General features: G+C 71.6%; 12 protein-coding genes. 3 read left to right on the top strand and 9 right to left on the bottom strand.

Annotated elements, in window-relative coordinates; all coding sequences use genetic code 11:
* Positions 1-298: 298 nt before the first annotated feature.
* Together ACIBAG_RS01890 and ACIBAG_RS01885 are read right to left on the bottom strand one after the other, a co-directional pair.
* Positions 299-1,333, bottom strand: coding sequence for a right-handed parallel beta-helix repeat-containing protein (locus ACIBAG_RS01890; protein ID WP_399099828.1), 1,035 nt, complete (start codon positions 1,331-1,333; stop codon positions 299-301).
* A gap of 446 nt (positions 1,334-1,779) precedes the next feature.
* Positions 1,780-2,280 carry a hypothetical protein gene (locus ACIBAG_RS01885; RefSeq protein ID WP_399099826.1) on the bottom strand — a complete coding sequence of 167 codons (501 nt, stop codon included), beginning with the start codon at positions 2,278-2,280 and terminating at the stop codon, positions 1,780-1,782.
* Between the two features lie 17 nt (positions 2,281-2,297).
* On the opposite strand from ACIBAG_RS01885, the gene ACIBAG_RS01880 reads away from it, so the two are divergent.
* Positions 2,298-2,789 carry a hypothetical protein gene (locus ACIBAG_RS01880; protein WP_399099824.1) on the top strand — a complete coding sequence of 164 codons (492 nt, stop codon included), beginning with the start codon at positions 2,298-2,300 and terminating at the stop codon, positions 2,787-2,789.
* A gap of 24 nt (positions 2,790-2,813) precedes the next feature.
* On the opposite strand, the gene ACIBAG_RS01875 is transcribed toward ACIBAG_RS01880, so the two are convergent.
* From ACIBAG_RS01875 to egtA, 5 genes are all read right to left on the bottom strand, one after another.
* On the bottom strand, positions 2,814-3,029 hold the full coding sequence (locus ACIBAG_RS01875) for a dodecin (protein WP_399099822.1): 216 nt from the start codon (positions 3,027-3,029) through the stop codon (positions 2,814-2,816).
* A 90-nt stretch (positions 3,030-3,119) separates the two neighbouring features.
* Positions 3,120-4,082: an L-histidine N(alpha)-methyltransferase gene (egtD, locus tag ACIBAG_RS01870; protein ID WP_399099820.1), complete on the bottom strand. Its 963-nt coding sequence runs from the start codon at positions 4,080-4,082 to the stop codon at positions 3,120-3,122.
* A complete protein-coding gene (egtC, locus tag ACIBAG_RS01865; protein WP_399099818.1) occupies positions 4,079-4,879 on the bottom strand; it encodes an ergothioneine biosynthesis protein EgtC in 801 nt (266 codons plus the stop codon). The genes egtD and egtC overlap by 4 nt, the downstream gene beginning before the upstream one ends.
* Positions 4,879-6,198 carry an ergothioneine biosynthesis protein EgtB gene (gene egtB / locus ACIBAG_RS01860; protein WP_399099816.1) on the bottom strand — a complete coding sequence of 440 codons (1,320 nt, stop codon included), beginning with the start codon at positions 6,196-6,198 and terminating at the stop codon, positions 4,879-4,881. The genes egtC and egtB overlap by 1 nt, the downstream gene beginning before the upstream one ends.
* Positions 6,195-7,535 (bottom strand): ergothioneine biosynthesis glutamate--cysteine ligase EgtA, encoded by a 1,341-nt coding sequence (gene egtA, locus ACIBAG_RS01855; protein ID WP_399099814.1) that lies wholly within the window; start codon positions 7,533-7,535, stop codon positions 6,195-6,197. The genes egtB and egtA overlap by 4 nt, the downstream gene beginning before the upstream one ends.
* A gap of 300 nt (positions 7,536-7,835) precedes the next feature.
* On the opposite strand from egtA, the gene ACIBAG_RS01850 reads away from it, so the two are divergent.
* Positions 7,836-8,660, top strand: coding sequence for a TIGR02452 family protein (locus ACIBAG_RS01850; protein ID WP_399099812.1), 825 nt, complete (start codon positions 7,836-7,838; stop codon positions 8,658-8,660).
* Here the strand turns inward: ACIBAG_RS01850 and ACIBAG_RS01845 are convergent.
* Both ACIBAG_RS01845 and ACIBAG_RS01840 read right to left on the bottom strand, forming a co-directional pair.
* Complete coding sequence (locus ACIBAG_RS01845; protein WP_399099810.1) at positions 8,645-9,115, bottom strand: type II toxin-antitoxin system PemK/MazF family toxin; 471 nt, start codon at positions 9,113-9,115, stop codon at positions 8,645-8,647. The two genes, ACIBAG_RS01850 and ACIBAG_RS01845, sit on opposite strands and share 16 nt — an antisense overlap.
* A gap of 235 nt (positions 9,116-9,350) precedes the next feature.
* A complete protein-coding gene (locus ACIBAG_RS01840) occupies positions 9,351-10,775 on the bottom strand; it encodes an amidase (RefSeq protein WP_399099808.1) in 1,425 nt (474 codons plus the stop codon).
* Positions 10,776-11,023: 248 nt separating this feature from the next.
* Between ACIBAG_RS01840 and ACIBAG_RS01835 the strand changes: the two genes are divergently transcribed.
* Positions 11,024-12,412, top strand: coding sequence for a glycoside hydrolase family 43 protein (locus ACIBAG_RS01835; protein ID WP_399099806.1), 1,389 nt, complete (start codon positions 11,024-11,026; stop codon positions 12,410-12,412).
* Positions 12,413-12,600: the final 188 nt, after the last annotated feature.

Here is a 12,600-nt window from a genome sequence, read left to right as displayed (position 1 = left end):
GTGGTGCGGGTTCATTATTCGGGGGACTGTTTGTGAAAGAATTGTCGTGCCAAGGTGAAAACTCGGGCACAGGCGCACCTTCTTTGCTGCGGCATGCCGGATGTACGGGGAACGCGGGCTTTGTTGGTGGGGGAAGGGGTGAGCGGCGGCGAAGCCTGGAAGCCGGAGTATGGCAGCGGGGTCTTTGAGGAATCAACTGCAGCTCTGAAGAAGCGCCTTCCGGGAATTAGTCCGGACCATTTCTTCCGGCCGGACTGTCTCAAACTTGATCCCGTCCGGCGTGGCCCGGCCGAACGGCTCAGAACCGGGCGCCGACAGCCGCGCCGCTCCGGGGCACGAGGAAGTTCGGGGCCGGCGGCAGCGCGCCGTCGGCGGAGCGGGGGCCCGTGATCGCGCCCGGGTCGGTGCTGAGCACCGAGGAGGCGTCCCAAGTCCCGCACGGGTTCCACGAGTTCTCGTCGGCCACCGTCCCAGAACCGATGGCCGCCGCGCGTGCGTCGGCGACGGACAGATTGGCGGTGAGGATGGCGGTACCGGCCGTGACGTCGGCGTCGAAGCCGGTGCCGGCGTTGGCCCAGGTGCTGTTGCGGGTCAGGGCCAGGGCGCCGGGATTGCCGTTGTCCGTGACGCCGTGCGCCGCGTTCCTGAATGCGATCGAGTTGTGGAGGGTGTGACCGACCGCCGGGGCCGGGCTGCCGCCGCCCATCTTGAAGCCGTTTCCGTCGCCCGCGAAGTCCGGGAAGTTCCAGCGGTTGTGGCCGTTGCCGTACGCGACAGTGTTCTCGATCAGAATGGGCGAGGTGAACTTCCAGGCGTCGAACCCGTCGTCGACGTTGTTCCACAACCGGGCGCCGCGCACCACGTTGCCGGTTCCGCTGCCCTCCTTGATGGCCAGGCCGTCGGCGCTCTCACCATTCTTCCGGAGGTCGCGGTTGCCGTAACTGTCCAGGTTCAGGATCTGGTTGCCGCTGGAAGATCCCTGGAGCTGGAAGCCGGACTCGTAATTGTCGTGCGTGGACAGCCCGGAGAAGACGTTGTGGTCGCAGCTGTCGCAATAGACGCCGTACGGGTCATTGACCAGCTCCAGGCCAAGGATCCGCCAGTACGAGGCCTCCATGTGGATCGCCCCGCGCTCGGCCCGCGCAATGCTGCCGCCGACCGGAGTGTGACTGGCGGGCAACCGCTCGCCGTCGACGACCACGCGCTCGCCCTGGTAGGCGCCGAGCGTGATGGGCCGGGCGGAGGTGCCGGAGGTCGTGATGGTGATGTTGTCGGTGAGAGCGTAGGTGCCGCCGCGTACGGCGATGACGTCGCCGGGTTGCGCCAGGTCCACGGCACGCTGGACGGTCCGCAGCGATCGGCCCAGGGTGCCCCCGGCGCCGAGTCGCTCCCGTCGGTCGCCACGACCGGCGTCGTCGCGCCGTATGCCTCCTCAGCCGGGCCCCACACCGCCGGCAGGGCCGCACTCACCGCCGCCGCCGTCCAGATCGCCGCACCGCGCCTGCCGCTCGCCGTGTCGCCCATGGGGCCTCCCGCCTCCGTCTCCGTCCGCGTGCCGTGTCGCACAGGAGTGGCCGCCCGGGACGCGGAGGTTGCCGGGGTGCGTGGCCCTGTCCGCCGAGTTGGGCGACGAGGCCAGGTGCGGCGACGTCGATGGGACGCGCGAAGGCTTCCGCGGCTGCTCGCGGGCGATCGCCGGATCCGTGCCCGGCCAGAGGCGAGTGAGCATGAGCCGCGCGGCGCGGGCCTGGTGGGCGTACCGGCCGGCCGGCCGTGCGGTCAGCGGACAGGGCGCGTCGGCGGTCGGCACCCGGTGGACGTGCGTGGCGTCCGACAGGCGAGGACGGACCCGGGTGTGGCGAGCCGAATGCCGGCATTGGGCACGAAGTGCGGCAGGAGCCAGGTGTCCGTGGTGAAGGGGCCGATGCCGAACCGGTCACCGGGGTCGAACTCATGGAGCCGGTACGCCCCGGCGAGCATGCTCGGTTTGTCGAGGGCGAGAACGGCGTCGACCGCGTCGACGGTGCTGTGCTGGAAGAGGCGCGGCAGCGTGGCGTATCCGGAGTCGACCAGCAGGCGGAAACCGGCGTACTCGATGAGGTGGCCGCTGCATGCCTGGGCCGTTGTCGGCCACGCACCGCAGCCGCCGAGAACCGAATCAGTCGCATGACACGCGACCCTGGCGCCCTGCCTGGCAGCGATCAGGCGAATTTCCGGGCCTAGGTCGTGTCCGCAAAGTCCCGTCGTCCGCCCGCGGGGCAGGCGGGACTTTGCGGACACGGCCTAGGGTGAGCGGTGTGACCGACAGCAGCAAACTCCCGCTCGCCGTGTTCGACCTGGACAACACACTCGCCGACACGGCACACCGGCAGCACTTCCTGGAGCGCAAACCCCGCGACTGGGACGGATTCTTCGCGGCCGCCCCGCAGGACCCGCCCATCCCGCAGGGCATCACGCTGGCGCTGGAGTGCGCCGAGGAGTGCGAGGTGCGTTATCTGACCGGGCGGCCCGAGCGCTGCCGGCCGGACACGCTGGACTGGCTCGCGGCGCACGGGCTGCCCGAAGGGCGGGTGTACATGCGGCGCAACGACGACCGCAGGCCCGCCCGGCGTACCAAGCTGGAGATCCTGCGCCGCCTCGCCCGCACCCGGGAGATCCGGGTTCTGGTGGACGACGACGAGCTGGTCTGCGAGGACGCCGAACGGGCCGGCTTCACGGTCGTACGCGCGCGCTGGACCGCCCCGTCCGCCGCGCTGAAGGTGGCGCAGGAGCGGGAGGGGCGGACCTGAGGGCGAGCTGCCGAACGGCCGGTGCTACTCGGTTTCCTCCAGGCGGAAGCCGACCTTCATGGTCACCTGCCAGTGCGCGATCTCCCCGTTGTCGAGCTGGCCGCGCACCTCGACCACCTCGAACCAGTCCAGGTTGCGCAGGGTCTGCGAGGCCCGAGATATGCCGTTGCGGATGGCCTGGTCCACGCCCTCGGGCGAGGTGCCGACGATGTCCGTGACCCGATAGGTGTGGTTCGTCATGGGGTGCTCCTCTCCCGTGACTCCGCCGTGGCGGATCTGTCACGCGTCATTTCACCGTGCCCCAAGGTGGGGCATCGCGCGAGCCGTCCGTCACCGTGCCACGCTCAGTGACAGGGCGAAGCGGCCCTCACCGTCCGTCCACCAGTGCGCCAGTTCCAGCCCGGCCGCGGACAGTTCCGCGCCCACGCCCTCCTTGCGGAACTTGGCCGACACCTCCGTACGCATCTCCTCGCCCGCGGCGAAGTCCACGGCCAGATCGAGCGCGGGGACCTTCACCGTCTGTGCCGTACGGGAGCGCAGCCGCATCTCGATCCACTCGTTGCGCGCGTCCCAGAGCGCCACGTGATCGAAGGCCCCGGAATCGAAGTCGGCGCCCAACTCGCGGTTGATCACGCTCATGACGTTCTTGTTGAAGGCCGCCGTCACCCCGGCCGCGTCGTCGTACGCCTCGACCAGGACCTTCTCGTCCTTCACCAGGTCGGTCCCGAGCAGCAGCGCGTCACCGGGCGCGAGCAGAGCGCGCACCGAGGCGAGGAACGCCGCGCGCTCGGCCGGCAGCAGATTGCCGATCGTGCCGCCGAGGAACGCCACCAGCCGGGGGCCCGGGGTCTCCGGCAGGGCCAGCCCGCCCGTGAAGTCGGCGATCAGGGCATGCACGTCCAGCCCCGGCCGGTCCTCGATGAGCGCGTGCCCGGCCTGCGTCAGCGCGCTCTCGCTGACGTCGACCGGGACGTACGTGTGCAGCCCGGTCAGCGCGTCGATGACGTACCGCGTCTTCTCCGAGGAGCCGGAGCCCAGCTCCACCAGGGTGCGGGCGCCGGTCGCCGCGGCGATCTCGGCGGCCCGGTCGACGAGGATCTCGCGCTCGGCGCGCGTCGGGTAGTACTCGGGCAACTCGGTGATCTGCTCGAAGAGTTCGCTGCCCTGCGCGTCGTAGAACCACTTCGGCGGCAGCGTCTTGGGCGTGCTCGTCAGGCCCTTCAGGACGTCGGCGCGCAGTGCGGCGTCGGTGGCGTCCTCGGGCAGGGTGCGGGTGAGAAGGAACGGACTCACGTGCTGGGCTCCTCCGGTGCGGGTGCAGGTGCGGGTGCCAGGGCGTCGCTCGGGTCCTTGAGCGGGGTGAGCAGCACGTCGGTGCCGCTCGCGGCCAGAAGGGTGCGGTCGGGGACCTCCTGCCAGTGCGGGTCGTCGTCGTAGGGCTCGGAGGCCACGACGGTGCCGCCGCCGGGCCTGGTCAGATACCAGAGGGTGTCGCCCCAGGCGGTCGCGGTGATCGACTCGCCGTTGGTGAGCAGCAGGTTGAGCCGGGAGCCCGGGGCCGCCTCGGCGACCTCCACGACCGTGTCGGCCAGTGCCTGCCCGTCGTCGTCACCGCCGCGCAGCCGCGCCAGGACCAGCGCCCAGACGAGCGCCGAGTCGTTGCGGGCCTCCAGCGACAGCAGGTCCACGGCGGGCAGACTCGGGACCAGCGGCGCGAGCGAGTCGGGCCAGCCCTTCACGGCGCCGTTGTGGCTGAACAGCCAGGGACCCGCGGCGAACGGCGCCGCCGCTGCCTCCGCGTCGGCGCCCGCCAGCGTCGCGTCCCGTACGGCGGCGAGCAGCGCGGTGCTCCGTACGACCCGGGCCAGATCGGCGAAGGACAGATCCGCCCAGACGGGCCCGGCCCTGCGGTACCGCGCCGGCACCGGGTCCCCCTCGGCGTACCAACCGACCCCGAAACCGTCGGCGTTGACGGTCCCGTACCGCTGCCGCCGAGGCGCCCACGACTGGCGGTACAGGCCGTGCGGGGGCTCCACGAGGAGTCGGCCGAGCGGCTCCTCGGGGCCCAGGTAGGCCAGGTGACGGCACATCAGACTTCTCCCGCGGAGCGGGCCGTGCGGAACCCGGAGAAGATCTGCCGCCGTATCGGATAGTCCCAGTTGCGGAAGGTGCCCCGGCAGGCCACGGCGTCCACGGCGAAGGAACCGCCGCGCAGCACCTTGTACTCGGGGCCGAAGAACACCTCCGAGTACTCCTTGTACGGGAACGCCTGGAAACCCGGGTACGGCAGGAAGTCGCTCGCCGTCCACTCCCACACGTCACCGATCAACTGCCGTACTCCCAGCGGCGATTCACCCTCCGGGTAGCTGCCGGCCGGCGCCGGGCGCAGATGGCGCTGGCCGAGGTTGGCATGCTCGGGAGCGGGATCGGCGTCACCCCACGGGTAGCGCGTGGAGCGGTCCCCGGCCGGGTCGTACCGGGCCGCCTTCTCCCACTCGGCCTCGGTAGGCAGCCGCCGCCCGGCCCAGCGGGCGTAGGCGTCGGCCTCGTACCAGCACACATGCAGCACGGGCTCCTGCGGCGGTACGACCTCGGTGACGCCGAACCGGCGGCGCAGCCACTGCTTGCCGTCCCGGCGCCAGAACAGTGGGGCGTGGATGGAGTGGGCGCGGATGTGCGCCCAGCCCTCCGGCGTCCACCAGCGGTCGTCGTCGTAGCCACCGTCGTCGATGAACGCCTGGTAGGCGGCGTTCGTCACCGGCGTCGTGTCGATGGAGAACGGCGGCACCTCGCGCACGTGCGCCGGGCGTTCGTTGTCCAGCGCCCACGGCTCGGTGGAGGTCCCCATGGTGAACGGGCCGCCGGGGACCAGCACTTCGGACGGACCCGTGAACAGAGGCACCGGCTCCGGGTCGGGGGCGGTCAGGGCCTGCGGGCCCCTGCGGAGCTGATGGGTGATCAGCATCGTCTCGTCGTGCTGCTGCTCGTGCTGCGCGATCATCCCGAAGGCGAACCCCGCCTCGGTCAGCCGTGTCCCGTGGAAGGCCGTGCTCTCGAGGATGTCCAGCACCCGGCCGCGTACCTCGGCCGCGTAGTGCCGGGCCTCCGCCGGCGGCAGCAGGGGCAGCGAGGGACGCTCCGCGCGCGGATGCTCGAAGGCGTCGTACAGGCCGTCGATCTCGGGCCGCATCGCCTCCCGCCCGGCGACGGCACGGAGCAGCCACTGCTCCTCCTGGTTGCCGATGTGCGCGAGGTCCCACACCAGCGGGGACATCAGCGGCGAGTGCTGGGCGGTCAGGTCGGGGTCCTCGACACAGCTGGTCAGCAGGGTGGTGCGGGCACGGGCGGTGGTCAGGGTGGTCAGTGCCCGCTCGCGGAGCGTGTCGGCGTCGAGGGCGGGGTCGGTCATGTGCGGATGTCCTTCCCGTGCAGGATGGGGGTCCCCCCGCTCGAGCGAAGCCGAGAACGGCGGAGGTCCGTGCCGTAGAGCTCGTCCAGCAGGTCGTCGGCGGGGCAACGGCCCCTGGCGACATAACGGTCGTGGTACGCCGCCACGGCCTGCGTGACCTCGGTCGTGGCCCCCAGCCGGGGCAGCGCCTCCAGGGCCGCCGAGAAGCACTCCATGGCCACCTCGTGCAGCTCCGGGTCGGCGAGCCCGGATCTGGCCGCGTCGAGCCACAGCGGGTTGTGCGGCGCGGGCAGCCCGAGGGCGCGCTCGGCCAGCGGCTTCACCGTGCGGTAGGCGGTCTCGGCGGCCTCCGGGTCGTCGAAGAGCGCGGCGGTCACGGCAAGCGGCACGATCCAGCCGTCCTCGCCCGGCTGGGCGTCCATCATCCGCAGTTCCAGATGGCCACGCGGTCTGACCGGCGGGAACAGCGTCGTGAGGTGGTAGTCGAGGTCCTCGTGCGTCGGCGGTCGGGGCGCCTGCGACCTGGCCCAGTCCCGGAACGTCAGCCCGTCCGGGACGTCCCACGGGCCGCTCTCCCGCCGTACGCACATCACCGGCGCGTCCAGCACGTGCCGCGCCCAGGCGGCCCGCGGATCACCGTCCAGCGGGGGAGCACCCGCGCGGCCCGCGCCGATCTCCATCCACAGCAGCTGCCGCGTGGAGAGCCAGCCGGTGGGCTCGCGCCCGGCCAGCGGGGAGTTGGCGAACACGGCGACCAGCACCGCCCCCAGCTGGTGCGCCAGCCACCAGCGCCGCCCGTGCCCGAGCGGGCCGGGCTCCTCGTAGCCGGCGTCCAGGCAGACCTGCACGGAGGCCGAGGTGCACATCATGGCGCGGCCGGCCGGGCCCGCCCGGTCCAGGTACGCCTCCATGGCGTCGTAGCGCGGCTGGCGCAGGAACCGGCGGGGCGAGTGCCAGGGGTCGTTGCCGATGCCGACGAGGCCCAGATCGTGCTCGCGCAGGGCCGCGCGGGTGGCGTCGAGGTCGGCGGAGACGGTACCGATGCACTCCATCAGCGAGGCGGCGGGCGGCGAGCTCAGCTCCAGCTGGCCGCCGGGTTCGACGGTGAGCGCCGACCTCAGGGGCACGGTCCGCAGTGCGGCGTAGGCCGCTTCGAGTCGTTCGGGTGTCACGGGGAGCCGCGGGCTGCGCAGCTCGTGGACGAGCCATTCCACTTCGACCCCGAGGGTGCGGGGCGGGCCGGTCTTGAAGCAGATGCCCCGGACCAGGGCCTCCACCTCGGCTTCGGTGACCGCGGAGCGGGGTTGCTCCGTACAGTCACTTACCGAATCGGACATGTCGGGATCCTCCTGAGAGTCCACGATGCCACCGGCCCTCGGATCCTGCGGGCCGGGTCGGCACACTCGTCCCACCCAAGACCCTCGCGTCGCATCGCACAAGGGTGCGTACCGGCACGTTCCGGGTCGGTAATCTGCGCACGCCGCGCGTTTCCAAGGGCTTTTCCGGTCGTTCGCGCAGGCCGTCGCGGACCGCGAAATTCCATTGCACCGCATGACCAGCATCGCCCAGGATCGGTGCGTGAGCACGACGGGGGAGAGCGCGCGGAGCACGCTCATGGCGCACACGGGGGTGGCGCCATGAGCGCGCGTCTGCGCGGCATCGCACAGGAGACGGAACGGATCGTCGCGGAGGGCGCGTACCGTGCGCCGGACGGCCACGAGGTGTCCCTCGCGGCGGCGATCGGGGCGGCACGGGCCGCGACCCGGATGCACGGACCGGATCCGGTGCCGGTTCCGGAGCTCTCCGCGGCTGAGACGTTCTTCGAGGTCACGGGCGAGAGCAGCCTGGAAGCAGCCGGCCGCCTCGGCGGCACGACGGCCGTACTGAACTTCGCCTCGGCCCGCAACCCCGGCGGCGGTTACCTCAACGGCGCCCAGGCCCAGGAGGAGGCCCTGTGCCGCGCCTCGGCGCTGTACACCTGCCTTCTGGAAGCCCGCGAGTTCTACGACCACCACCGCGCACACCGCGACCCGTTCTACACGGACCGTGTCATCCATTCACCGGGCGTACCCGTCTTCCGCGACGACCGCGGCCGTCTGCTGGACGAGCCGTACACAGCCGGCTTCCTGACCGCCGCAGCGCCCAACGCGGGTGTCGTACGGCGTACGGCACCGGAACGCACGGCCGAGCTGCAAGGCGCGCTCGCGACACGCGCCGAGCGGGTGCTGGAGACGGCCGCGGCGCACGGGTACCGGCGGCTGGTGCTGGGCGCGTGGGGCTGCGGGGTGTTCCAGAACGACCCGGCGCAGGTGGCCGGGGCGTTCCGGGCACTGCTCGGGCCCGGCGGGCGGTTCGCCGGGGCCTTCGAACACGTGGTGTTCGGGATCCTGGACCGCACGCCGGACAGCCCGGTTCGAGCCGCTTTCGTCCGGGCGTTTCCGGAGCGTCAGGTCCAGCCGTAGCGTTCGTGCAGCCGGTGCCTGACCAGGTTGAACCGCCCGCGGTCCAGGGCGCAGGCCTCCCTCCGCATACCTTCCTCGTGCAGGCGGAGGATGCGGTCCACGTCGACCCAGGAGTCACGCCCCGAGCGGTCCCACGGTCCGCTGCCGATGGCGACCCACTCGCGGACACCTCTTCTCCCGCCCGCCCGCCCTGCGTCGTGCCGCTTGCTGGACAACTGCACGGCGAGAAAGGTCCCGGCGGCCTCCCGGGCCACCACCAGCACGGGCCGGTCCTTGCCCCGCCCGTCGTTCTCCTCGAAGGGGACCCAGGTCCAGACGATCTCCCCGGGGTCGGGGTCGCCGTCGTGCGCGGGGGAGTACTCGGTGCGCACCCTGCCGACCGCGCGGGGGTCGGCTTCGGTGGTGGCGGTGGGGCCTTGGCGGCCCGGAACGTTCTCATCGGTAAGCGTGCTCACGGGGGCACCTTAGGGGCTGCCCCCGTGAGTTGCGTGTGAAGGGTCACCGGATACGAGTGAAGGTCACTTCTCGTCCACCGGCACCTTCTGGGCGAGCCCGTTGAGGGACGACATGTCCGCCATACCGTCGGCGCCGTTGAGCAGCACCATGTTGTCGGCGCTGCCGAAGGCCGACGCGCCGGCCTGGACGATCTGCGGCCAGTTCTCGGCGAGTTGCTGGCTACCGGAGTTGGCGTCAGACGACGGCCGTGGGTGCCGTCTCGTCCTGCTGCGGCGGCCACAGCTCGTGCCAGCGCAGCTCCGCCTCCAACTGCGCGGCCAGCGAGATCAGCAGGGGCTCGCTGTTCGCCGGTCCCAGCAACTGGGCGCCGACGGGGAGGCCGCCCACGAATCCGGCGGGCACGTTGACGCCGGGCCAGCCCAGCACGTTCCAGGGCCAGGCGTAGGGACAGGCGGCGATCATCGCGCGGTCGGTGGCGAAACCGCCGAGGCCGAGCAGCGCGCCGATCCGGGGCGGGGGAGCGGCGGTCGTGGGCGCGAGGACGACGTCGTACGACTCGTAGAACGCGCCGATACGACGGTGCAGCACGGCCTCCGCGCGCCGGGCCGCCCGCAGCGGGGCCCCGCCGAGCAGTCGGCCGAGCCGGGCGGCGCTGCGGGTGCGCGGGTCGAGCAGCGCGGGGGAGGGCACCTCGCTCGCCCACTCGGCGATACCGGCCGTCGCGCGGGGGACGAAGGTCAGCCCGATCTGCCCGTACGGCGGATCGGCCTCCTCGACGACGTGCCCCAACGCGCTCAGTTTCCCGGCGAGTTGAACGACCCGGTCCCGCACCTCGGGCCGCAGTCGGGCGGGCAGAGCGGTGAACGGCGGCTTGAGGGAGAGCGCGATGCGCAGTCGGCCGGGTTCGCGGCCGGCCGCCTCGAAGGCGTCGACGGCGGGCGGCCGGTGCGGATCGAGGTCGTGGTTGCCGGCGGCCGCGTCCAGCAGGAGAGCCGCGTCGGCCACCGTGCGGGCGAGGGTGCCGTTGACGGTGATGCCCTGGAACGACTCGCCGCGCGGCCAGGTGGAGATGCGCCCGCGCTGCGGCTTGATGCCGATCAGATGGGTCCAGGACGCGGGGATCCGCACCGAGCCGGCGCCGTCCGAGCCGAGCGCGGCGGGTACGAGCCCGGCGGCGACGGCGGCGGCCGAACCACCGGACGAGCCGCCGGGAGTGTGCTCCGGGTTCCACGGGTTGCGCGTGGCGCCGAAGGCGGGCCCCTCCGTGAACGGCCACTGCCCCAGCTCGCAGGTGTTGGTCTTGCCGACGATCACGGCCCCGGCCGCCCGCAGCCGCCGTACGGCCTCGCCGTCCTCGGCGACGGGCGGGAACTCCCCGCCGCACCCGAAGGCGGTCGGCTCGCCCGCCACGTTCATGTCGTCCTTGACCGCGACCGGAACGCCCAGCAGAGGCCGGCGCCCGCCGGCGGCCAGCTCCTTGTCCGCGGCCTCGGCCTCGGCGAGGGCGGCTTCCGTACGGATCACCCGGAAGGCGTTGAGCGACTCCTGGGTCGCCTCGATGCGCGCCAGCGCCTGAGCGACCAGCGCCCGCGACGTCACCTCCCCGTCGGCCAGTGCGCGGGCGGACTCGGCGAGGCCTACGGCACGGTCGGGCGTCATACGGGCACCTCCGGGACGACGTTGTCTACCGAACGGTAACCTCCAGGGGCCCGTGGTGGAACGGTTTCGCCGGGCGCGGCCCGCGGTTCACCACAGGTTTCACTCGGGTCCCGCTTTCTCCTGCTGAAACCATTGACGCACGGGAACCACACCCCTACCTTCTGATCGAATTTCCGAACCGCGTTCGATATTCCGAACCATCGCGTCGAACCCGTTCGGAATCCCTTGAGCCGTAGGGAGAGCCGTACGTGACCAGACGTCCCCACATCCCGTCCCGCCGCGCCCTGTTGCGCGCGATGGCAGCCGTGCCCGCCTCGGCGCTGATCCTGGGCGAGGCCCCCGGCCTGCTCGGAACGGCACTGGCGGCCGCGCCGCCGAGCGGGTCGGCCACCCGGTACACGATCGTGCCGTTCCTGAACAGCAACGACGGGACCGTGAACGTCTACCAGTCGGACGACGCCACCGACTTCCGCCTGGCCCGGGCCTCCGCCTACACGCCGCCGAGCAACCGCATCCGCGACGCGAGCATCTTCAAGCACACCAACGGCTACTACTACATCACCTACACGACCCACACCTGGCAGGCCACCAGCACCACCATCGGCTTCGCCCGCAGCACCGACAGGGTCAACTGGACATTCCTGTACGACTACACGGTCCCGATCGCGAACCTCTCCCGGGCCTGGGCGCCGGAGTGGTTCGTGGACAGCGACGGCAGCGTCAACGTGATCGTGTCCTGCTCGACCACCAACGACGAGTGGATCTTCACGCCGTACCTGCTGAAGGCGACGAACTCCGCGCTGACGGCGTGGACTTCACCGGTGGCGCTGTCCGGCATCGGCGCGAACCACATCGACACCTTCATCGTGAAGATCGGCTCGACCTACCACGCCTTCACGAAGAACGAGACGACGAAGTACATCGAGTACGCGACGGCGTCCAGCCTGACCGGCCCCTACACGATCTCCCGTACGGGCGACTGGGCGGGCTGGGGCAGCTACCGCGAGGGACCCGCTCTGGTCCAGCTCGACAACGGCGCCTGGCGCCTGTTCTTCGACGGCTACGGCGACGGCACCTACTACTACAGCGACAGCTACGACACCTTCGCCACCTGGTCCGCGCCGGTCGCCCTGCCCGCCGTGTCGGGCACGGTCCGCCACTTCACGGTGATCAAGGAAACGGTCTCGGGCGGCCCGACCCTGGCCAGGAACGTCACCCGTTCCTTCCAGTCGGCCAACTACTCCACCCGCTACTGGCAGTCGCAGTCCTCACTGCTGAACCTCCCGGTGGTGAGCAGCTCCAGCACGACCGCCGAGAAGCAGGCCTCGACGTTCACCGTGGTGGCCGGCCTCGCGGACGCGAACGGCTACTCCTTCCGCGACGCGTCCGGCCGGTATCTGCGCCACTGGGACTTCCGGGCCCGCTTCGACACGAACGACGGGACGTCGACGTTCGCCAAGGACGCCACGTTCGTCGCCCGCACCGGCACGACGAGCGGCTCGATCCGCTTCGAGTCGTACAACTACCCCGGGTACTACCTGCGGCACTACGGCTACCAGCTACGGGTGGAACGGTCGGACGGGACAGAGCTGTTCCGGCAGGACAGTTCGTTCGTGCCGGTGGGGGCCTGGGCCTGAGCTGCACTCTCGCTGACCTGACCACCAGCGGACAACACCGCCGTACACCGACGCGGTGGTCCCCTTGCGGCAGGTCGCGTCGGACCGAGATGTGCGGAATTGCGGGTGGGGGGGGGGGGGGGGGGGGGGGGGGGGGGGCGGGGGGGGGGGGGGCCGGGGGGGGGGGGGGGGGTGGTTGCGGGGGGGGG

Origin of the sequence: Streptomyces sp. NPDC051243 (genome assembly GCF_044455405.1) — a bacterium.
Lineage (GTDB): Bacteria > Actinomycetota > Actinomycetes > Streptomycetales > Streptomycetaceae > Streptomyces.
The sequence above is the reverse complement of the archived record's forward strand: the minus strand, read 5'-3'. Positions and strand labels throughout refer to the sequence as shown.